This is a genomic window from Polynucleobacter sp. MWH-Loch1C5 (assembly GCF_018881775.1).
In the GTDB taxonomy this organism is placed as follows: Bacteria; Pseudomonadota; Gammaproteobacteria; order Burkholderiales; family Burkholderiaceae; genus Polynucleobacter.
Window position 1 is genome coordinate 489,395 of the sequence record NZ_JACVPR010000001.1, and the last position, 21,914, is coordinate 511,308.

The 21,914-nt window shown below is 46.5% G+C and carries 22 protein-coding genes and 1 tRNA gene; 12 read left to right on the forward strand and 11 right to left on the reverse strand.

Translation table 11 applies throughout. From position 1 onward, the window contains the following. The first annotated feature begins 29 nt into the window (after window positions 1-29). Entirely contained in the window at window positions 30-1,502 is a 1,473-nt protein-coding gene (gene rng / locus ICE94_RS02435; RefSeq protein ID WP_216148355.1) for a ribonuclease G, read from the forward strand. Here rng and msbA read toward each other — a convergent pair. Beyond that, complete coding sequence (gene msbA / locus ICE94_RS02440) at window positions 1,499-3,304, reverse strand: lipid A export permease/ATP-binding protein MsbA (RefSeq protein ID WP_216148358.1); 1,806 nt, start codon at window positions 3,302-3,304, stop codon at window positions 1,499-1,501. The two genes, rng and msbA, sit on opposite strands and share 4 nt — an antisense overlap. Before the next feature lie 38 nt (window positions 3,305-3,342). Between msbA and ICE94_RS02445 the strand changes: the two genes are divergently transcribed. Genes ICE94_RS02445 through ICE94_RS02455 form a run of 3 tightly spaced genes read left to right on the forward strand, consistent with a single transcriptional unit; the run spans window position 3,343 to window position 6,025 of the window. After that, window positions 3,343-4,128 carry a glycosyltransferase family 2 protein gene (locus ICE94_RS02445; RefSeq protein WP_216148361.1) on the forward strand — a complete coding sequence of 262 codons (786 nt, stop codon included), beginning with the start codon at window positions 3,343-3,345 and terminating at the stop codon, window positions 4,126-4,128. Between the two features lie 5 nt (window positions 4,129-4,133). Then, a complete protein-coding gene (locus tag ICE94_RS02450; protein ID WP_216148365.1) occupies window positions 4,134-4,943 on the forward strand; it encodes a glycosyltransferase family 2 protein in 810 nt (269 codons plus the stop codon). After that, window positions 4,940-6,025: a glycosyltransferase family 9 protein gene (locus ICE94_RS02455; protein WP_216148368.1), complete on the forward strand. Its 1,086-nt coding sequence runs from the start codon at window positions 4,940-4,942 to the stop codon at window positions 6,023-6,025. Before ICE94_RS02450 ends, ICE94_RS02455 begins: the two co-directional genes overlap by 4 nt. A gap of 3 nt (window positions 6,026-6,028) precedes the next feature. On the opposite strand, the gene dnaE is transcribed toward ICE94_RS02455, so the two are convergent. Further along, complete coding sequence (dnaE, locus tag ICE94_RS02460; RefSeq protein ID WP_216148372.1) at window positions 6,029-9,523, reverse strand: DNA polymerase III subunit alpha; 3,495 nt, start codon at window positions 9,521-9,523, stop codon at window positions 6,029-6,031. A gap of 15 nt (window positions 9,524-9,538) precedes the next feature. On the opposite strand from dnaE, the gene gluQRS reads away from it, so the two are divergent. After that, entirely contained in the window at window positions 9,539-10,447 is a 909-nt protein-coding gene (gluQRS, locus tag ICE94_RS02465; RefSeq protein WP_216148375.1) for a tRNA glutamyl-Q(34) synthetase GluQRS, read from the forward strand. Here gluQRS and ICE94_RS02470 read toward each other — a convergent pair. After that, window positions 10,392-11,720, reverse strand: coding sequence for a DEAD/DEAH box helicase (locus ICE94_RS02470; protein WP_370623767.1), 1,329 nt, complete (start codon window positions 11,718-11,720; stop codon window positions 10,392-10,394). The genes gluQRS and ICE94_RS02470 overlap by 56 nt on opposite strands. Window positions 11,721-11,759: 39 nt before the next feature. Continuing rightward, entirely contained in the window at window positions 11,760-12,173 is a 414-nt protein-coding gene (locus tag ICE94_RS02475; RefSeq protein ID WP_216148378.1) for a heme-binding protein, read from the reverse strand. A gap of 179 nt (window positions 12,174-12,352) precedes the next feature. On the opposite strand from ICE94_RS02475, the gene ICE94_RS02480 reads away from it, so the two are divergent. Together ICE94_RS02480 and ICE94_RS02485 are read left to right on the forward strand one after the other, a co-directional pair. Continuing rightward, complete coding sequence (locus tag ICE94_RS02480) at window positions 12,353-12,685, forward strand: helix-turn-helix transcriptional regulator (RefSeq protein ID WP_216148380.1); 333 nt, start codon at window positions 12,353-12,355, stop codon at window positions 12,683-12,685. Window positions 12,686-12,694: 9 nt separating this feature from the next. Next, window positions 12,695-12,877 carry a DUF2892 domain-containing protein gene (locus ICE94_RS02485; protein ID WP_216148382.1) on the forward strand — a complete coding sequence of 61 codons (183 nt, stop codon included), beginning with the start codon at window positions 12,695-12,697 and terminating at the stop codon, window positions 12,875-12,877. 62 nt (window positions 12,878-12,939) lie between these two features. Here the strand turns inward: ICE94_RS02485 and ICE94_RS02490 are convergent, their stop codons facing one another. Genes ICE94_RS02490 through queG form a run of 3 tightly spaced genes read right to left on the reverse strand, consistent with a single transcriptional unit; the run spans window position 12,940 to window position 15,168 of the window. Further along, a complete protein-coding gene (locus ICE94_RS02490; protein WP_216148385.1) occupies window positions 12,940-13,299 on the reverse strand; it encodes an AzlD domain-containing protein in 360 nt (119 codons plus the stop codon). Continuing rightward, window positions 13,296-14,015 (reverse strand): AzlC family ABC transporter permease, encoded by a 720-nt coding sequence (locus ICE94_RS02495; RefSeq protein ID WP_216148387.1) that lies wholly within the window; start codon window positions 14,013-14,015, stop codon window positions 13,296-13,298. Before ICE94_RS02495 ends, ICE94_RS02490 begins: the two co-directional genes overlap by 4 nt. Window positions 14,016-14,046: 31 nt before the next feature. Continuing rightward, on the reverse strand, window positions 14,047-15,168 hold the full coding sequence (gene queG, locus ICE94_RS02500; RefSeq protein ID WP_216148389.1) for a tRNA epoxyqueuosine(34) reductase QueG: 1,122 nt from the start codon (window positions 15,166-15,168) through the stop codon (window positions 14,047-14,049). 107 nt (window positions 15,169-15,275) lie between these two features. Between queG and tsaE the strand changes: the two genes are divergently transcribed. The 3 genes from tsaE to ICE94_RS02515 all read left to right on the forward strand — a co-directional run bounded on the left by tsaE (window position 15,276) and on the right by ICE94_RS02515 (window position 17,266). Next, window positions 15,276-15,773: a tRNA (adenosine(37)-N6)-threonylcarbamoyltransferase complex ATPase subunit type 1 TsaE gene (gene tsaE, locus ICE94_RS02505; RefSeq protein WP_216148391.1), complete on the forward strand. Its 498-nt coding sequence runs from the start codon at window positions 15,276-15,278 to the stop codon at window positions 15,771-15,773. Between the two features lie 38 nt (window positions 15,774-15,811). Next, complete coding sequence (locus ICE94_RS02510; protein ID WP_216148393.1) at window positions 15,812-17,119, forward strand: N-acetylmuramoyl-L-alanine amidase; 1,308 nt, start codon at window positions 15,812-15,814, stop codon at window positions 17,117-17,119. Between the two features lie 71 nt (window positions 17,120-17,190). Then, window positions 17,191-17,266: transfer RNA gene (locus ICE94_RS02515), tRNA-Lys, on the forward strand. 86 nt (window positions 17,267-17,352) lie between these two features. Here ICE94_RS02515 and ICE94_RS02520 read toward each other — a convergent pair. Next, on the reverse strand, window positions 17,353-18,018 hold the full coding sequence (locus tag ICE94_RS02520) for a nucleotidyl transferase AbiEii/AbiGii toxin family protein (RefSeq protein WP_216148395.1): 666 nt from the start codon (window positions 18,016-18,018) through the stop codon (window positions 17,353-17,355). 3 nt (window positions 18,019-18,021) lie between these two features. Next, window positions 18,022-18,504, reverse strand: coding sequence for a helix-turn-helix transcriptional regulator (locus ICE94_RS02525; RefSeq protein WP_216148397.1), 483 nt, complete (start codon window positions 18,502-18,504; stop codon window positions 18,022-18,024). A 393-nt stretch (window positions 18,505-18,897) separates the two neighbouring features. Between ICE94_RS02525 and ICE94_RS02530 the strand changes: the two genes are divergently transcribed. After that, a complete protein-coding gene (locus ICE94_RS02530) occupies window positions 18,898-19,326 on the forward strand; it encodes a universal stress protein (RefSeq protein WP_216148400.1) in 429 nt (142 codons plus the stop codon). Window positions 19,327-19,378: 52 nt separating this feature from the next. Here the strand turns inward: ICE94_RS02530 and plsY are convergent, their stop codons facing one another. Both plsY and xerD read right to left on the reverse strand, forming a co-directional pair. Further along, entirely contained in the window at window positions 19,379-19,999 is a 621-nt protein-coding gene (gene plsY, locus ICE94_RS02535; RefSeq protein ID WP_216148403.1) for a glycerol-3-phosphate 1-O-acyltransferase PlsY, read from the reverse strand. A gap of 1 nt (window position 20,000) precedes the next feature. Next, window positions 20,001-20,960 carry a site-specific tyrosine recombinase XerD gene (xerD, locus tag ICE94_RS02540; RefSeq protein ID WP_216148405.1) on the reverse strand — a complete coding sequence of 320 codons (960 nt, stop codon included), beginning with the start codon at window positions 20,958-20,960 and terminating at the stop codon, window positions 20,001-20,003. A 24-nt stretch (window positions 20,961-20,984) separates the two neighbouring features. On the opposite strand from xerD, the gene ICE94_RS02545 reads away from it, so the two are divergent. After that, entirely contained in the window at window positions 20,985-21,881 is an 897-nt protein-coding gene (locus ICE94_RS02545; RefSeq protein ID WP_216148408.1) for an AEC family transporter, read from the forward strand. Window positions 21,882-21,914 lie beyond the last annotated feature (33 nt).

The following is a 21,914-nucleotide window of genomic DNA, read 5'->3' on the forward strand; positions in this document are numbered from 1 at the left end:
TCACTGATAGATACAAGCATAATAGACGCATGACCGAAGAAATCCTCATCAATATCACCCCGCAAGAGACTCGTGTTGCGATTATTCAATATGGAGTCGTGCAAGAACTTCATGTTGAACGTGCGCAAAATCGCGGGATTGTCGGTAATGTCTACCTTGGCAAAGTCACTCGTGTGTTACCGGGTATGCAGTCAGCGTTTATAGATATTGGTCTTGAGCGTGCTGCTTTTTTACATGTCGCCGACTTATGGATCCCAAAAAGTTCTCAAAGCGAGAACCTGCCGATTGAGAAACTTGTTTTTGAAGGGCAGACTTTATTAGTACAGGCCCTCAAAGATCCATTAGGCACCAAAGGGGCAAGACTAACAACACACATCAGTATTGCTGGACGTAACTTGGTATACCTCCCCCAAGAAAGCCAAGAGGGTCAAATTGCAATCTCTCAGAAAATTGAATCTGCAGAACAACGTGAGCGACTCAAAACAGTGATGCATGGTCTCATGGCTGAACACTGCCCCAAGGTCTCCGGGAGTTTCATTATTCGCACCAGCGCTGAAGATGCGCCCCATGATGAGCTCATCAACGATTTACGTTATTTACAAGCGACTTGGGCAACGATACAAGCAGGCACTCAGCAAAAGCCTGCCCCTAGCCTACTTCATCAAGATTTAAGCTTGGCAGAGCGGGTGTTGCGCGACCTTGCTGGCGAGGCCACAACACAAATCAGAATTGACTCAGCTGAGAATTTTGAAAAACTCAGTGAATTTTCTAAACGTTACACCCCCGATCAAACTCATAAGTTGGTCTTGTATCGAGGGGAGCGTCCTTTATTTGATTTGTACGATACCGAATCTGAAATCAATCGCGCCCTAGGTCGCCGTGTAGACCTGAAGTCCGGGGGTTATTTGATGATTGATCAAACAGAATCAATGACCACGATTGATGTCAATACAGGCAGCTTTGTAGGTGCCAAGACCTTTGATGACACCATCTACAAAACCAATCTCGAAGCCGCTCAGACTATTGCAAGACAATTACGTCTGCGTAATCTTGGCGGCATCATCATCATTGACTTTATTGATATGCACACTAAGGAGCACCAAGATATGGTGCTTGAAGAGCTGCGTAAACATTTAGCGCGTGATCGCATACGCACCACTATTAATCCTTTTTCAAGCTTAGGCTTGGTCGAAATGACGCGTAAGCGCACTCGTGAATCTTTAGCGCACTTACTGTGCGAACCTTGTCACGTCTGTGCAGGTAAGGGACAAACGAAAACCGCACAAAGCGTGTGTTATGACATTTTGCGTGAAGTGATTCGGGAGCATCGCCAGTTCAATCCGCGAGAATTCCGCATTGTGGCGAGCCCCGATGTGATTGATCGCTTCTTGGAAGAAGATAGTGTTCACCTAGCGCAGTTAATCGACTTCATTGGCAAACCCGTGCGGCTTCAAGCCGAAGCCAGCTTTAATCAAGAGCAATACGATATCGTTCTTAATTAACTCGCTTGCGAAAATTGCAAGCGATGTAGGCTGGCATACAAGCCGTTGCTACTGATGAGCTCTTGATGGCTACCTTGCTCAACCACGCGACCATGATCTAAAACGACAATGCGATTGGCATTTTCAATAGTCGATAAGCGATGTGCGATGACTAGCGTAGTTCTGCCCTTCATGAGAGTCTCTAGAGCTTCTTGTACTTGACGCTCAGACTCAGAATCCAAGGCTGAAGTCGCTTCATCCAAGATCAAGATGGGAGCGTCTTTATAGATGGCACGTGCAATCGCTAGTCGTTGGCGCTGACCGCCTGAGAGACGGTTACCGTTATCGCCAATCTCACTATCAATACCTTGTGGCAGTTCTTGTATCAAAGAGCCTAGATTGGCCGCTTGTAAAGCCTGCAAGACTTTCTGACGGTCAATCTCTGCAGCACTTGTGGCACCATAGGCGACGTTAGCTGCAATCGTGTCATTAAAGAGAACCACGTCCTGGCTGACAAAAGCCATTTGGCGACGCAGATCTTTGAGTTCAATGGTCTGGATATCGATCCCATCGAGCAAAATTTGTCCGGCACTCGGATTAAAAAAGCGTGGTAATAAATTGACTAAGGTCGATTTACCGCTACCCGAAGGGCCCACAAAAGCCACGACTTCTCCTGCGCGAATGGTGAGTGAGACCTCTTTTAATGCTTCACGACTTTGAGCTTGCGCCGGATCTTCTTCATAAGCCTGGTTGAGATAGGTAAAACCGACTCCTGAGAACTGAATTTCACCTTGGGCCCGCGCAAGCTTGATCGCGTCTTGACGACGTGCCTGATCTTCTTCAATCGGTTGATCCATGAGCTTAAAAATCATCTCTGCAGCAGCCACCCCTCTTTGCAGAGGCTGATTAATATCAGCGAGATGTTTGAGCGGGGAAATAATCAAAATTAGCGCTGTCACAAAAGCCACGAAGCCACCGACCGTTGTCTCAGCCATCGATGACTGGAATAAAGCCACTAGGAGAACTCCAGAGAGTGCAATCGAGGCTACAAATTGCGTGATTGGCTGATTGAGGCCACCAGCAACTGCGATTTTCATGGAATAGCGACGCAATTTATTGGCAATCTCCTGAAAACGATTTTTCTCATAAGTCTGGCCACCGTGCAATTTGACGACCTTATAGCCCCCTACTGTCTCTTCTACAACGTAGGACAACTCATTGGTCATATCTTGGTGAACTTTATGCAAGCGTCTTAAGCGCTTATTAATAATAGTGACCATTAAGCCCAAAATCGGGAAGATGATCATGATCAGCAAGGTAAGGCGCCAGTTCAAATAAAAGAGATAAAGCATCAAGCCCAAGACCGTGAGACTGTCTCTGACGAGATTCATGGCAATACTGGTAATGACTTGCAAAACAGCATTGACTTCAAAAACTACAGCGTTAATTAAAGAAGCGGCCGAGCGACTTTGATAAATGTCAGCCGGCGCCTGCAAAAGACGGTTGAACATTTGCTCACGCAACTTCAATAAGACTGAATTAGTAATATGGCTCAAAGCGTAGTTAGAGCCAAACTGGGCAATCCCACGAATAAATGCCAAACCCACTAAAAAGGCGGGAACACGCCAGAGGGCATGGTCTAAATTACCGGTGAAACCTTTATCTAAGAGGGGCTTGAGCAGGGCTGGAATGGCAGTTTCGCTGGCCGCTACAATAGCGAGGCCGATCAATGCGCAAACAGCCGCCACTTTGTGGGGGATCGCGTATTTGAGAATACGGACTAAAGCCGTTTGTGTTTTTAAATTGATACTTTTTTGATCCATACCCGCAATCGTACCCTACACGGTGCTAACATCGCCCCATGAGCATATCCGTTATCTTAATTACCAAGAATGAAGCCGCTAATATCCAAGCTTGCTTACAGAGCGTCTCATTCGCTAACGAGATTATCGTCGTAGATAGCCAAAGTAGCGACAAAACTGTGGAAATCGCGCAACAAATGGGGGCGAAAGTCACGATTACAAGCGATTGGCCCGGGTTTGGCCCTCAAAAAAACCGTGCTTTAGATTTAGCTACCGGTGATTGGGTGTTATCGATTGATGCGGACGAACGTGTCACCCCAGAATTACAAGCTGAGATTTTGGCAATCACTGCCAACTCAGAAGCCTCTGCTGCTTATATGATTCCTAGACTATCTTGGTACTGTGGACGTTTTATGCGCCACTCAGGCTGGTATCCCGATTATGTCTTACGTCTGTTTCGTCGTGGGCAGGCTAGATTTACGGAACATATCGTTCATGAAACAGTGCAACTCATACAGGCGGGCACTGCTGGCCACTTAAAAAATCATTTCTTGCACTATAGCTTCATGAATACCGAGCAAGTATTAGAAAAAATCAACAAATACTCTAGTGCTGCAGCAGAACAAGCGTTTGCACAAGGACGTCGCTCGACTGTCAGTGGCGCCTTTCTGCGAGGCTGCTGGGCATTTATCAGAACCTACCTCTTACGCCTGGGCTTCTTAGATGGTCCACAAGGTTTTGCACTCGCCTTATCCAACGCACATGGCACTTATTACCGCTACTTGAAAATTTGGCAGCTAGGTCAAAATCCAGCGAATAAAATAACGTCAAGTAAAGATTCTTGATTCAGATGCCTGCTCAAACACCCCGTTTAATTAGTGTTTTACTAGCCACCTATAACTGGCCTGAAGCTCTACAACTTTGCCTTAACTCCTTACGAGAACAAACCGATCTAGATTTTGAAATCATCATTACAGATGATGGTTCAGGTGAAAGTACCCGCGCATTGATTGAGAAAGAGCAACTTGATTTTCCAGTTCCCATCAAACATCTTTGGCAAGAAGATATCGGTTTTAGAAAATCCCTCATACTCAATCAAGGGATAGCTGCTGCACAAGGCGATTATTTAGTCTTTTTAGATGGCGACTGCATCGTGCAAAATGACTTTATAGCCCAACACCGCCGCTTAGCTGAGCCTCACTGTTTAGTGACCGGTAGCCGCATTTTGACAAGTGAAGGCTTAAAAAATGAGTTGGTACAAACCAAGCTGATCAAGCAACCGATCAGTGATGTATTGAGATCCGTTTGGCAATGGCGCTTACAAAACAAGATTAATAAATTACTTCCACTACTTCTTAAGTTACCCAATCACCCATGGCGTTACTATAAAAAGTTTGAGTGGCGACGAATCAAGGGGTGCAATATGGCGTGCTGGACATCTGATGCACGCGCAATGGGTGGCTTTGATGAGAGCCTCACAGGTTGGGGCCATGAGGATGCTGATTTTGTCTTTCGCCTACAAGACGCTGGGGTGATTCGTAAATCAGGGGCTTTTGCTACAGAAGTGTTTCATTTGTGGCACAAAATGCAAGATCGGGCTACCGCTGAAAAGAACGCAGCGATTGTGCGCGCCAAAATTTTGGCTAAGAAACAGGTATGAAACGCATATTGATTATCGCCACCCGGCAAATTGGTGACACCCTCATCACTACCCCGCTCATTGAGGCCACTCATCGTCTTTGGCCTCAAGCCAAAATAGATTTTTTCGGCTACTCGGCGAGTTTGCCGATGCTCTTTGGCAATCCCCATCTAGACCGTTTAATAGGCTCTTCGACTAGACCTCGTTGGGGTGAGTATCTAAAACAGTTTTTTCAATTGTTTCGTCGCTATGACTTAGCCATCATTACGCAACCCAGTGATCGCGCCTATATCTATGGTCTGTTAGCAGCTAAGCAAATTGTGGGGGTAGTGCCTTCTGAAGAAAAACATAATTGGTGGAAGAAAAAATGTGCACTTCATACCGTTGAAGTGGATTACTTTGGCCAACATGTGATCGCTGAAAAACTGCGCTTACTTCTACCTTTTACATCTGAAAAGAATTTATTTGAGAGCTCCTCTGGTGTGCGCGTACTGCCCCCGGCTATCGTTCCTTTACCTGAGTGGTTAGGCTCTCAACTGAAGCAAGATTTTGTCGTGATACATCCGAGCCCACTGACTGCCTATAAACGTTGGCCACTTTTTCATTGGGTTCAATTAATTGAACACCTGAGCAGCAAATATCAAGTGATTTTGAGTGGCGCACCGATTGCCCAAGACTTAGAACTCAATGCTGAAATCATGAGTCAACTCTCTGAAGGCGCGCGATCTCAAGTCCTTAATCTAGAGGGTCGCCTAGCTCTTAATCAGCTGGGCACACTCTTGCGCTCTGCTCGCCTTTACATCGGGGTCGATACCTCAGTCACCCATTTGGCTGCGGCTTGCGATATTCCTATGATCACTTTATTCGGGGCAACACCACCCACTAACTTTGGTCCATGGCCGAATGGTTTCAAAGGAGATCAACCCTATCAATTACGAGGCACTCAAAAAGTGGGGCTAGTTACCATCGTGCAAGGCCCGGGTGACTGTGTGCCTTGCCGCAAAGCAGGTTGCGAAGATCGGCCTGATAGCAAAAGTGAATGCTTAATGAATCTGAGCGTGGCCCAAGTGATTGAGGCTATCGAGGCCTATAGACTAAATTAAATACTAGGCGTATTTAATCTCGATGGGGCTCACGGAACCCACATTGGCTAAGGCAATATTAAGGCCACGAATATTTGCGTCATCCGGATATATCTTCCACTCATCCGGGAATTGCATTTGACAAACACTACCATTGGCCAAGACATCCGCAGTCATGGTCAAACCTTGGTTCTGCTTACTCAGGTACTGACCCAGTTGTTGCTTAAAGCCTTTGATATCGATGCCAGGCTGAAGCTGCATATGCAAGCTTCTGGCGAATTTGAGTCGTGCCGTCGCGATATCCATGACCGCATCAGCGACGACACGCATCCCACCAGAGAATTTATCGGGTGAAACCGAAACTTTCGCAATGACCAACTCATCTTCTTTAAGCCAATGGCGATTGGGCTCAAAGACTTCACTGTACACCGTCATCTCTAACTGAGCACTACCATCATCAATGGTAGCAATCATGAGCTTGCCTCGAGGCCCCATCATACTGCGAGTCGAAGTCATGATCCCAGCGATCAAACGATCCTTACCTTCTGAAAGCTGGTTCAGTGGCGTTCTGACAAAGTGTTGCAACTCAGGGCGATACATATCAAAAAGATGCCCCGTCAGATATAAGCCGAGAGCCATTTTCTCTTCTTGCAAGCGTTGTTTTTCATGCCAAACCTCAGCCTTAATGAGTTCTGGCTGATGCTGTGCTGTCGCATCAGCATCAAATAAACTCACCTGCATAGCCGATGCCTGCGCCTGATCGGCAGCCTCAATGGCCATGCTCAGAGAATGGAGGAGGGTACTACGTGAGTCGTAGCCTTTGTATAAGCTATCAAAGGCCCCCGCACGTATCAAGGCTTCCATCGTGCGACGATTAACAACACGACGATCGACTCTGGTACAGAAATCAAATAAATCAGTAAATGGGGCTTCCTGGCGTGCCGCCATGATCATTTCAATAGCGGCTTGCCCCGTGCCACGAATGGCGCCTAAACCATAACGAATAGAGCGGGCGGCTTGCTCTTGATTATTGGGATCTTCTCGCAGCGGCTTGAACTCATAATCACTCTGATTAATATCTGGAGGCAAGATACTTAATTGGTTAGCAAGAGCATCTTCATAAAGTACTTTGACCTTATCAGTGTCGTCCATCGCCAAAGACATGTTGGCTGCCATGAACTCAGCAGGGTAATGCGCTTTTAGCCATGCAGTGTGATAAGCGAGCAAGGCATATGCCGCGGCATGAGACTTATTAAAGCCATAGCCCGCAAACTTTTCCATCAAGTCAAAGATTTCATCGGCTTTTTCTGTCTTGAGTCCGCTCTTAGCTGCACCGTCTCTAAATAACTGGCGGTGCTCAGCCATCTCTTCTGGCTTTTTCTTACCCATGGCACGACGTAATAAGTCTGCGCCACCGAGTGAATAGCCACCGATGATCTGAGCCATCTGCATCACCTGCTCCTGATACACCATGATGCCGTAGGTTTCGCGTAAAACAGGCTCGACGCGCGGATCAGGGTAGTGGACTTGCTGCTTGCCATGCTTACGCGCAATGTAGTCTGGAATGAGGTCCATCGGACCGGGTCGATAAAGCGCCACCAAGGCAATGATGTCCTCAAAACGATCGGGCTTAGCCTCTCTTAGCATGCCTTGCATGCCGCGGCTTTCTAGCTGGAACACAGCGACCGTGTTGGCGTTTTTAAGAATCTCAAATGCGGCGGGATCGTCTAGAGGTACCTGCCCTACACGCCAATCTTTTTTCTCAGGGTAGAGATTTTTAATATAGCGCTCTGCCCAATCTAAGATGGTGAGAGTGGTTAGACCCAAGAAGTCAAACTTCACCAAGCCAACGGCTTCCACATCATCTTTGTCATACTGACTCACCACACCTGCATCGGCCGCATCTTTACCACTTTGGGTATATAAGGGGCAGAAATCCGTGAGCTTACCGGGGGCGATCAAGACGCCCCCTGCGTGCATACCGACGTTACGAGTCATTCCTTCGAGCTGTTGGGCCAAACCTAAGAGTTGCTTAACCTCTTCCTCTTTAGATTCGCGTTCGGCCAGGAGTTTTTCTTCTTTTTTAGCTTGTTCGATCGTGACTTGCTGTCCTGGTTTGTTTGGGATGAGTTTAGAAATACCATCGACAAAACCGTAAGGTTGTTCGAGTACACGGCCTACATCACGAATCGCAGCACGCGCTGCCATCGTACCGAAGGTAGCAATTTGGCTCACCGCATCTTTGCCATACTTTTCTTTAACGTAGGCAATCACACGGTCGCGCCCATGCTGACAAAAGTCGATATCGAAGTCAGGCATAGAGACACGTTCAGGGTTCAAGAAACGCTCAAAGAGTAAGTTGTAGCGTAAAGGATCTAGATCTGTAATCCCTAATGAATAAGCGACTAGAGAGCCTGCGCCAGAACCACGCCCCGGGCCTACGGGCACACCGTTATTTTTTGCCCAGTTAATAAAGTCAGCAACAATCAAGAAGTAACCTGGGAAACCCATTTGTGAAATCGTGCGGGCCTCAAACTTCAGGCGTACCTCATAGGTGGGTTTTTGTTTTTCTCGCTCGACAGGATCTGGATACAGATGTTCTAGGTGACGATGCAAACCCGCCATGGCTTGCTCCATCAGATAATCATCCAAAGTCATACCAGCAGGTACGGGGAAATCTGGAAGCTTCGGCTTACCTAAGGTGAGCGATAAATTACAACGCTTAGCAATTTCGACAGAGTTCTCTAGAGCTGCTGGTAAATCAGCAAAGAGCTCTTGCATCTGCTCTTGAGTCTTGAAATATTGTTGGGGTGTGAATTTTTTAACACGTTTGGCATTAGCCAGGATTTCACCTTCAGCAATACAGACGCGGGCTTCATGGGCAGTGTAATCTTCAGGAGCCATGAACTGTATCGGATGAGTAGCCACCACCGGCACATCCAACTCCAGCGAAAGATGAACTGCTGCAAAAAGATGAGCTTCATCCTGAGGATGACCCGCACGTTGTACTTCAATATAAAAATCATCCCCAAAACAAGATTGCCAAAATTGACAACATTGCTTAGCCTCAGCGCTCTGCTGGGCCAGTAGTGCCACACCGATATCTCCCTGTCTGGCACCCGATAAGGCAATCAAGCCTGCTGAGAGTTCTTTGAACCAGGTACGATTAACTTCAGCGCGCCCTTTGTATTGATTAAGCAAGCTGGCACGGGAAAGCAACTCACATAAGTTCAGGTAACCCTGATGGTCTTTGACCAATAACTGTAGACGATACGGTTTATCCCGATCTTCAGGATTACTCACCCAAACATCGGCTCCCAAGATCGGTTTAATACCTTCTTTACGTGCAGCTTGGTAAAACTTCACCAAACCAAAGACGTTGGCTAAATCGGTCAGAGCCAAGGCCCCCATGCCGTCTTGGGCTGCTTTTTTCACGGCATCATCGATGCGCACAGCCCCATCCACCACGGAATATTCCGAGTGCAATCTGAGGTGAACAAAACGGGTTTTCAAAGTCATGAGATGATTTTAGCTATGTTGACTTGCAAATACCGAGGTCGCTTCGCACCCTCACCAACAGGCGCTCTCCACGCCGGATCCCTCGCAACTGCCCTAGCTAGTTGGCTGCACGCGCGTGCCCATGATGGAATTTGGCTCATTCGGATGGAAGATCTTGATAGTCCCCGCTGCATCAAAGGCGCTGATCTGAAGATTCTGAGCCAATTAGCGGCTTGTGGGATGCAGTCAGACGAAGCAGTGATTTATCAGTCTCAACGCAGTGATGCTTATCAACTGGCATTAGATCAATTAAAGAGTCAGCAGCAAGTCTATGCCTGCCGCTGTACACGTAAACGCATTGAATCCTATTGGCTAGAATTGGGGATACACAAAGGACGTCATGAGGAACTTGTCTACCCCGGCTTGTGTCGCCATAAAACAGATGTGGTAGAACCTTGTGCCTGGCGCTTAAGAGTCGATCATGCAGACTTAGAGAAAGCAGTCGGTGATTTTGTTCTCAAGCGTGCTGATGGTTTTTTTACCTATCAATTGGCTGTCGTCGTTGATGATGCTGCACAAGGCATTACCCATATCGTGCGAGGTGCTGATTTACTCGATAACACTGCCCGCCAAAATTATTTACAGGAGCAGCTAGGGGTCTCGATTCCTCAATACCACCATGTGCCTTTAGTACTGAATGAGGCCAACGAAAAATTGAGTAAACAGTCTGGTGCACTTGAGCTGGATTTGAGTAGCTCAGCCAGTAGCTTAAGAGCGCTACAACAAGCTGCTTTACATCTTGGTCTCGCTGAGCCTGAGCTACACGAGGAGTTTGTCTCTAGACAAATAGTCTTAGATAGAAATGCAATCCAAACCTGGTTGCAATTAGCTACGAAGATTTTTTCATACCGCCTAGCAAAGCACCCACCGTCTTGGTTGGCTTAGTCGGTAGATCTTGTTTTTGTGCCTCAGGCTTGACTTCTGGCACATTGGCTTGACCGGGGCGATACGGCATGTAAAAAAATGGGTCTGACTCAGGACCAGAACCAGAACCTGGGACTGGTAAGCGCAAGAGCTGGCGGTTCATGAGCTTTTCAATGTCAGCCAAGAGCTTTTCTTCAGAGCTATCCACGAGTGCAATCGCATCCCCTTGAGCACCCGCACGGCCCGTTCTGCCAATGCGGTGCACATAATCTTCGGCATTGAAGGGTAACTCATGATTGATCACACAAGGCATATCAGCAATATCTAAACCGCGCGCAGCAACATCGGTTGCCACCAAGACATCAATCTGACCTTGCTTGAATGCTTCTAAGATTTGCATACGCTCAATCTGGCTTTTATCTCCATGTATGGCGCCCGCTTTGATCTGGCTACGTTCTAAGCTGCTAGCCAATTTGCTGCAACCGAGACGGCTATTGGTAAAGACTATGCATTGCTTAGATAAACCTCGGGCAGCTCTGGCACGCAGAATATTGACTAAGGCCTCACGTTTTTTTTCAGAAGGTACTTTATGGACGACTTGCGTCACGGTATCGGCTGCTGCATTTTGGCGTGCGACTTCAACCGTCACAGGACTACGTAAATAACTTTGCGCCAACTTTTTAATTTCTGGCGAGAAAGTCGCAGAGAACAATAAGGTTTGACGCTCTTTCGGGATGAGCGCAATGATGCGTTGTAAATCTGGCAAGAAACCCATATCCAGCATCCGATCGGCCTCATCGAGCACCAAAATTTGCACTTGAGACAAGCTCACCGTCTTTTGACCAATGTGATCCAGTAGACGTCCAGGGGTAGCAATCAAGAGCTCAACACCGCTTCTGAGTTGCATAGTTTGTGGTTGCATATCTACACCACCGAAGACAACTGCTGTGCGTAAATCGGTGTACTTGGCATATCGTTGTGCGTTATCCGCTACTTGATCGGCTAGCTCACGCGTAGGGGCTAAAACTAGGGCACGAATCGGATGACGTGCTGGTGATGCACTACTGTTTGCGTGCGGCAAAATGTTTTGCAAAATCGGCAATACAAAGGCAGCTGTTTTACCAGTACCTGTTTGGGCAGCACCCATCACGTCTTGACCTTGCAAGACATGCGGTATCGCTTGCGCTTGAATAGGGGTGGGTTGCGTGTAGCCTTGTTCGCTAATGGCACGCAGGATGACTTCGGCTATGCCGAAGTCTTGAAAGGTCACTTCTTTTGAATTTTCTATACTCACAGGGCTACATTATGCCCTGTGAGCTTGGGCCTATGGCAATTAAAGACCGATGGCAGCAATACCTGCTTTGGCGATTTCAGCATCTTCATTGGATTTAACCCCGGAGACACCCACCGCACCAATCGTTTGACCATCCATCACAATATTAACGCCACCCTCTAAAGTACCGTGCAACATCGCTGTGGCGTTAATAAAGGAAAAGCGCCCGTTATTGATCACGTCTTCATAGACTTTGCTCTCACGCTTACCTAAAGCTGCCGCTTTGGCTTTTTCTTGAGAGATATAAGTCGAGATAGGAGGCGCATTGTCACGTCTAACAAAGCCCAATAAATGACCGCCATCATCCACCACAGAAATACTGACTTCCCAGTTATTTTTCTGCGCATGAGCATCAGCTGCAGCCAAAATCTTAGCGACATCTGACTGATTTAAATAGGATTTTTTACTTGGCATAGTGTCTCCAGATGATTGATTTAGTTTTAATGATTACAGAACAATAAACGATTTAGAGCTTTTTAGCAGAATGCTTGGGACTGAATGTCCCTATTATTTAAAGGTTTTATATTTTAAATAAATATATAATGTATTCTTATACATCATTAAATTATTTTATTCATTCAACAGGACTTCAGATGGATGCCGTTACTAAGCCCGCAAAAGATGCCATGGACATTAGCTTAATGCGTCAGAACGCAGATCATGCGTGTCGCATGATGAAGACTTTAGCCAATCGCGATCGCTTGATGTTGCTCTGCCAACTCAGCCAAGGTGAAAAACGTGTGGGTGAATTAGAAACTGTGACCGGTATTCAGCAACCGACGCTTTCTCAGCAATTAGCGGTTTTACGCGAAGAACAAGTGGTGAGTACGCGTCGAGATGGCAAACACATTTACTACTCCATCTCTAGCCCTATTGCGATGTCAGTGATGGAGTTGCTCTACAACACATATTGCAATCAATCATAGGAGAGAACTATGCAATGTAATGTCGGGGGCGTCGATCGCCTTTTAAGAATGGTCGTTGGCGTAGCATTAATCGTTCTAGCGATTTTTGGTTTAATCGGCTCTTGGGGCTATATTGGTATCGTGCCATTAGCAACAGGGATTTTTAGATTCTGCCCAGCCTACTCACTCATAGGCTTTAAGAGCTCTAAATAAACTGCTCAGCACCCAAAGCCCACGACGATGATCGTGGGCTTTTTTATTGTCCTACGCGATTGTTATTGGAATAAAAGTCCGTAGGCCACTAAAAGTAGCGTGCCTGTTAATAGTGCAGGCACCATTCTGGCGGGCTTAGAGATCATGACAAGAATCGCTACCACACTCACACCAATACGTATATATATAGGGACTGTGGCCAATAAGCCAACGGGCAAGAGGATGATGCGCAATGTCAGCGCTGCGACCATGGCGTAGGTCACAGCAGCCAACCATTTAAAAAGCTCACTGTCCTGACTGATCTTGCCCGACAGATAAACGCCTAAGCCCCGCCATAAATAAGTACCCAGACACGCAGCAATCAGTGCCGCCCAGATACCCGCATCATTAAACAGAAGCTCTAAATCTTGCGGGGTATTCATGAGGAGCTCTCTTGAGTTTTGCGTTGACGCAAGTAGCGATCAACACCATAAGCCACAGTACCGCCGATCAGACCGGTATAAAGCAATGAGTAATCGGGTGAATATAAATAAATCAGAGGGCCAGCAATCGCACCTAAGACAATGGCGATTTGATTGGCGCGCACCTTCACCTCTGTGAAAGTGAGTAAGAAAAATAGTGGATTAATGAAGACCAAACCTAAATTGATGTAACGCGGCACTTCACCGGCCAACATAAAACCTAAGGCCGTTGCCGGCGTTGAGACGGCCCAGCAAACAAAGGCAAACCCTGTGAAATACGCTAGGCGCTCATCGGGCTTCATCTTGGGAAAATCACGCATAGAGATCGCCCAGGCCGTCATGGCGACCAAATGAACCAAAGCGTAATACCAAGGCGAGCGCTGCTTCTCAGGAAACTGTGGGAAAAGTGTCAAACACATGGTGAGAAAACGAGCCGCTGTGAGCGTCACTGCAATCGCAATCGTGAGCGCTGATGCTTGCAAGACCAACATCTCAATCAGCACCACCTGCCCCGGTAAAGCAAACATGAAAAAGCTCGTAGCGCTGGTGACCCAAATATCTAAACCATTGGTCTTACCCATCGCACCAAAGCCCAACATGCCAGCAAATAAGACAGCAGCTGGGGCACCAAAGGCGTCTTTTGCGCCTTTTAAAACTATTGTTCTCTCCAAACCCATGAATGGAGTTTATCTGAAATAGCTATTTTGTTCAGGCTTGCGCCAGCGCCCACTGAATATGCTCATCGACCATATCACTGTGCTGATGCAGGCGCTGCCGCAGTGCTTGCTGAAGCAAATCACGCTGCTTGGAATCAGAGCTCTGTCGTAGAGCATTCCCTAGAGCAATCGCAATGTTTCTCAGCCAGCGCTGATAACCAATACGACGAATGGCACTACCAGAATGACGCGCGAGGAATTCAGCTTCTGTCCACGCCCATAATTGCAAAAGCGAACTGTGATCCAGTTGATGACGCGGCATGAAGTCTTCACGCTGTACATCGGCGGCTACTTGAGCAAACTTATTCCAAGGGCAAGTCAGCTGACAATCGTCACAACCATAGATACGATTACCCATTAATGGTCTGAACTCCTCAGGAATTGCATCAGGATGCTCGATGGTCAAATAAGAAATACAGCGCCTAGCATCTAATTGATAAGGGGCAACAATGGCTTGCGTGGGGCAAACATCCATGCAGGCAGTACAGGCGCCACAATGTTCGGACGTGGGCGGGTCTACAGGTAAAGGTAAATCAATCAAGATTTCACCTAAGAAAAACATAGAACCTGCCTCACGGTTAAGCAATAGAGTGTGCTTACCGCGCCAACCTAAACCTGCCTTTTGGGCAAACTCGACTTCCATAACTGGAGCAGAATCCACGCAGACACGATAGTCAAAGGGCCCAATCTGGGCTTTGAGCTCACTGGCGAGTTGTTGCAATTGATTACGTAAGATCTTGTGATAATCCCGACCTCTGGCATATAAAGAAACGACGGCTTGATGAGGCTCTTCTAGTTTTTTAAATTCCTTTTTTCGCCAAGTCTCGTCTGCAAAATCGGGGGTATGGGGTAGATAATTCATACGTAGCGTTAAGACACGCAGGGCTTTAGGCAAAATTGCTCTGGGGTCTGAGCGCAAACTGGCATGCCGAGTCATATAGTCCATTTGGCCATGACGCCCCTCTGCCAACCAATCTCGCAGATGTTGAGGAGCTTGGCCTAAATCAAGATCACTGACCTTCAAATCTGAAAAGCCTAAAGCCTGCGCGCGGCCATTGAGCCAGCGGCGCACACTCTCCAAATCCTCTTTAGAAATACCAGGGGCTTCTCTCATCATCCTAATGTCACAATGACTTATCGACTTTCACAATATAGGTGCAGTTTAAGCAATGTATCGATAATAGGGGTTGTATGATGAAACTGTAATAAAAATAGCCCCCTATGAGTGCGTACCAAGAAGTCTTAAATCAAGAAAATCAAACAGCCGAGCTTGCGGCTCGTTTAGCTCGGACTCTACTTCCCCATTTAATCAATCAGAAAACGATCTATATTGAATTATTAGGTGATTTAGGCGCGGGCAAGACTACCTTTACACGCTATCTACTCAAAACATTAGGAGTCGCAGGAAAAATCAAGAGTCCCACTTACACTCTGTGTGAACCTTATTCAGTGACTGTCGATCACGCGACTCTGAACATCCACCACTTTGACCTGTATCGTATGAAATACCCCACAGAGTGGATTGATGCAGGCTTCCGAGAGGCGTTTACTGAAGCGGGACTCTGTCTTGTCGAATGGCCCAGTCAAGCCGGTGATACGCTTCCCACCCCTAGTCTATCGATTGAACTGACGATGCAAGATGATGAATCTCGCACATGTGCCATCACTGCCCATGATGCAATCGGTCAAGGTCTAGTCAAAAACCTCCAGAGCTCATAATGCGCGCTTATCAATTTCTAAGCTCTCGACTCAGAACGATGTCTAAAAAGAAGACACAGAACTCTGAGCGTCGCAAGGTGTTGCGAAGCGCTGCGAAGTTAGGCGGGGGCATTTTGTTACTGAGCTTAGGGCCCGCCCAAATTGCCTGGGGTGCAAAAATTTTGGCCGTGCGTGTTTGGCCTGCTGAAGACTACACCCGTGTCACTCTTGAAACCGATGAAGCTCTCAAAATTACACATCAGCTACTCCATCAACCCGAACGCTTAGTGGTTGATATTGAGGGCCTTGAACTCACTCAACCTCTCAAAGAACTCGTCGCTAAAGTGAAACCCAATGACCCCTATATCTCTCAAGTGAGAGTCGGGCAGTTTCAAGCGAAGGTTGTACGTCTCGTTTTTGATCTTAAAGAAAGTATTCAGCCACAACTATTTACTCTGGATCCCATTGCAAACTACCAACATCGCTTAGTCTTTGATTTATATCCTACAGTCGCTAACGATCCACTCATGGCGCTGGTTCGTAACAGCGCCAAGAAAGCTGCAGCCCTGGAAGCGGAAGATCCTATTGGCGAGATTGCGCGACGCGAGGCGCTCAAGAAAGATCCAGAGCTGGCTCAAAAAGCACCCCCTAAACATCGACGCCTACTCACGATTGCAATTGATCCAGGTCATGGTGGCGAAGATCCAGGAGCGATTGGACGACGGGGTTCTAAAGAAAAAGATATCGTTTTATCGATTGCTCGACGCCTGCGCGACAAAATTGAGCAAGAACCTGATATGCGTTCATTTATGACGCGCGATGGTGACTACTTTGTACCACTCCATGTGCGCGTGAACAAAGCACGTCGCATACAAGCTGACTTATTCGTATCTGTTCACGCAGATGCGTTTGTGCAGCCCCATGCGCGAGGCGCATCGGTTTATGCTCTGTCGCAGCAAGGTGCCACTAGCACTGCAGCGCGCTGGATTGCGAATAAAGAAAATTCAGCTGACTTAATTGGCGGCCTCAATATCAAGACGAAGGATCGTCAAGTGGCAGAAATGCTGCTAGATATGTCAACGACTGCTCAAATTAAAGATAGCTTAACAGCAGGTCATGCCGTTTTGCGTGAGATTGGTGGTTTTGCTCGCTTACATAAACGCCAAGTGGAGCAAGCTAGCTTTGCGGTATTAAAAGCTCCTGACGTGCCCTCTATCCTAATTGAAACCGCTTTCATTAGTAACCCCGAAGAAGAATCACGCCTGAATGATGAACGCTATCAAGATCAGATTGCAACCGCGATTGTGCGGGGTATCCGTCAATACTTTGCCAAGAATCCCCCAGTCGCAAAATCACGGCAAATCTGAAATCTAGCTTAGGAATAAAAAATTAGCTATAATCTTTGTTTTCGTGCAATAGCATGAAGAAATAACGGTCTGGGTCGGTAGCTCAGTCGGTAGAGCAGCGGACTTTTAATCCGTTGGTCGCGAGTTCGAGTCTCGCCCGACCCACCAAGCATTACTAAGCCTCGCTTATTGCGGGGCTTTTTTATATCTGTTGAAGGCCTACCGTTCACTAGCAAACCAGATCAAATCCCCTCTCACTTAAGTGATTCAAGGAATGTGACCGCCCTTTGTGCCGCCTCATCGTAAGCTGGTCTGTAATTGAGCACATCGATTACAGCGAACTGGGCTTTTAGCACTGCCGCTCTGCTAGCAATCTGACTTATAAATTGCTCAGCGTTCTTTCGCAAGAACTTAGCGGCTTTTGCCAAGGCCTCAGGTTCACGCTCAATAACTAAAGACAGATCAAATAAATCACGAGCAGTCGCCCTATCACCTCGATGCCATAATTTCTTTGCCACAATCTCTACAGCAGTTTCTACTCGAATATGCTGCCCACCAATATTCCATATCTCAAATGGCGCTTCAGTTAGATTTGGGGATGCCACAAAATCAATCTCCCCTTCTGGACGAATTAACTTAACGTAAGAACTCTGATCTTCAACATAGTCAGCGCTCACGGCAGCAGCTACATCGCTCAAGCGTGGAGTAACAAACCCTAGATACTGAGGATCTGGGACAAAAATATCAATGTCTTTACTATGACGATGCTGATAACGAAACATCAACACCGTGCCTCCGCCAAAAGTCCAGAATGGGTCGGGCGTTCCGTGAATCTTAATATCTTCAATAATCGAAAGTGCATGGGGCAGTAAATCTTTCCATGCGCCTTCAGGAAGATCACGCTCGACAATATTACCCATAAATTACGCCCAAGCCGATCTTGGTGAATGCATCTCATGTGCCCAGCGCTGAATATTTTTCCAAATAACTTTGGGTGCCACGTGATTACTCTTCGCCGCTTCCTCAACTGCAGACACGATAATCTCTAATGGTGCTTCATCCAATAAAGATGCTATATGAGGATAAATATTCTCAGGCAACTCTCCGCACGCCAATGAATGTGATAAGTCACTACTTTTAAGCTTTGTCCTGTAACTGACGCTTGCCGTCTTACTTGCCATATCAAGGCCATGGTGCTTTTTATGATGTTCTTGTGTAATCACATCCAAACCCAGCAAAGATAGTAAAGATAGTAACTTAGCGGCACCTAAATCATTCAAACTACCTTTCTCCAAATGATGGATGGTCGATCTTGAAAGGCCACAAAGCTTTGCCAACCGATCTTGAGATAAACCCAGATCAGTACGACGTTGCAAAACTTTCAGACCGATTTCGCGTAAGTTCATAGGCGTACTGTAGCATAAATTGTGTAATATATTACACATTATTTAAATAGAGATAATTTAGCATTTCCCAGGCTTGAAATCAGCCTAAGGCTTTAAACTACTTAGTGAGCAGCAATCGCACACTCAATCTCACGGTCTTTTTTGGCTTTTAGGTCATTGATTTATATAAGGTTTTAAAAAGCTACGACTTCTTTTTATCTGTTGGTTGCGAGTTCGAATCTCGCCCGGCCCACCAACTGTCATCAATTCCACCTTCGCGGTGGATTTTTCTTTTCTACACACATCTCTTGTTCTATCACTTTTAATCTAGATCAATAATTAGCTACTTAAATCTCCACCCATGAGGATCATCGGGGTAGGATGAATCTGAAGATTGCTCACCAAGGAGATGTTATGAAAGTACTACTATCCATTGATGGTTCCAAATACAGCGCTAAAGCCGTAGATTATCTAATCAAGCATCAAAACCTATTTGATGTCAAAAACTCAGAATTGATAGTGATGCATGTTCAACCTGATGTGATCCCGCCAGATGTGACCCAATATATCTCCAGAAAAGATATTACGGCTTGGTATAAGGATCAAAGCAAGCAAGCGACTAAAGCAGCTTTAGCAAAGCTTGATAAGGCCGGAATGAAGTACAAACTCATTGAAAAAATAGGGCATGTTTCCGACTCTTTGTTGGCCGAAGCTCAAAAGAGCAAGGTTGACATGATTGTGATGGGCTCCCACGGCCGTAGCTCACTCATGAGTCTGATTATGGGCTCTGTCACAAGCCAAGTACTCTCTCAAGCTAAACAACCCGTTCTGATTATTAAGTAATCAAGAATTGAAACCGCCTGAAGATGTTCGGGCGGTTTTTTCTTTTCTGTTTTTATTCTTCTTTTTTAGACTTGGAACCCAAACGAGTCTCTGTACCATTAAGCAGATTAACGATATTCGATTGATGACGCCAAATGAGTAAGGCGCTCATGATGGCAATAGCCAGCGCCATAGGCTGTATACCGAATAAAAAGATGAAGTACAGCGGCGCGAATAAAGCGGCAATTAAAGCAGCGAGCGACGAATAGCGCATAAATACAGCAACGATGAGCCAAGTGCTTAAAGTCATGACTCCTAAAACCCAATTGATGGCGAGCAAAATACCCAATGCAGTAGCGACGCCTTTGCCACCCTTAAACCGATGAAAGATCGGGTAAAGATGACCCACAAAGGCGGCAACAGCCACCATAGGCAATACCCAGCTCCCTAAATCAACAGGGATAAAAGCTCGAGCCAATGTGACAGCAACATACCCCTTCAGAGCATCACCGATGAGCGTGAGTAATGCAGCTAATTTATTACCAGTTCTGAGAACATTCGTAGCACCTGGGTTACCTGAACCATAGCTGTGCGGATCAGGTAATGACATGACCTTACTCACGACCACCGCGAATGACACAGAACTGATGAAATAAGCGATAGGTATAAATAGCCATTGAATACTGTCTGACATGCTAAGCCCTAGGATGATGTTGTTGATGAATTGTTTTTAAACGCTCACGCGCCACATGAGTATAAATTTGCGTGGTCGAGATGTCTGCATGCCCTAATAATAACTGCACCACTCTTAGATCTGCGCCATGATTGAGTAAGTGGGTTGCAAAAGCGTGTCTGAGGGTATGTGGAGAGAGAGCCACCTGTATACCCGCCTGCATTGCATAGCGTTTAATCATATGCCAGAAGGTTTGACGCGCCATCGGCTCAGTACCGGCTCTGGCAATAAACAAATATTGATTTTGATAATCCCCCAGTAGCTGAGGTCTCGCTTCTTCAATATAGCGCTTTAACCAATCTGCAGCGGTTGCGCCAAAAGGTACAAGCCGGTCTTTACCCCCTTTACCACTCACCACTCTCACAACACCTTCATTCATGCCAAGCTCAACCGTTTTAAGGCTCACAATCTCCGAGACGCGCAAACCACTAGCATACATCAGCTCTAACATCGTGCGATCCCGTAAACCCATGGTTGTTTCTGTATTCGGTGCTGCTAAGAGGGCCTCAACTTGAGCCTCCGATAAGGTCTTAGGAAATCGTGGTGCTTGTTTCGCAGCGCGAATATGCAGGCAAGGATCATCAGCGATGACTTGAGTCCGAATTGCGTAACGGTAAAAACGTTTTAAGACCGTGAGCCGACGATTACTGGTTGTTGCTTTATCCGATCGTCGTATAGCCATATAACCCAGAATATCGGCCTCTTGCACTTGATGTAAATCTTTTTGCTTACTAGCTAACCACTGGGCAAATAATTTGAGATCTTGGCGATAAGCCGCTAAGGTATTTTTTGACAATCCGTCTTCTAACCAACAGATATCGGTAAATCGTTCGATTTGGATCAGACTTTTTTGATAAGCAGGTCCTAGAGCTTCATGCTCTAATATCTCAGATGGTGAATTGTGACTGCTTTTTTTGACCATAGTTGGATTCTATAAGAGCCTATTTTGAACTCTGCTTTTTTATTACTGCCTGACTTCTTACTGATTTTGCTCGGTTTTATCTTGATGCGCTATACGCATCTCAAGCGTGATCTATGGGACGGTGTTGAAAAGCTCACGTATTTCGTTTTATTCCCCGCCCTACTTTTTCATGCGATTAATCAAACACGTTTTGATTGGGGCGGCACTTCGAATATGCTTTTGGTCGCCTTCCTCACTTTTGGATCAGGTATTTTTCTGAGCTTTCTATCACATTGGTATGCCAAAGATCGCCTCTCGTGGGCAAGTGGCTTTCAAACAGCATTCCGCTTTAACTCCTATATCGCCTTTGCTGCTGCTGGTCGCCTAGCAGGTGAAGAAGGTGTGGCTTTAATGGCACTGACTACGGGCTGTATGGTGCCCGTGGCCAATGCAGTCGCCGTCTATGCACTAGCGCGACATTCAGAACAACACCTCTTTAAAGAGCTCATCAAAAATCCTCTGTTGGTCGCAACTTGCCTAGGACTCATCAGTAATATTTTTGAATGGCGCCTGCCCGATTACATTGCCTTGGGTGTCTCACGCCTCGGTTCAGCATCGATTGCCCTAGGACTCATGACAGTGGGCGCAGGGCTCATGTGGTTGCAAAATAAACGCGATGGGGTATTAATTGCCTACTGGACAAGTGTCAAGCTACTGGCCATGCCAGCCATTGCTCTGGGCTTAGGATTATTTTTTGGCTTACCGAGTGCACAACTGAATAACGTGGTTCTTTTTGCCGCGATGCCTACAGCAACCAGTGCATTTGTCTTGGCTAACCGCATGGGTGGCGATGGCACGATTGTCGCTATTGCTATATCTGTGATGACAGTCTTGGCTGCTGTGACAATCCCTATTTGGCTCACGGTATTACAAAGCGTTTAAGTGTCCTTAGCTATTACTTTAAGCTTTCAGTTG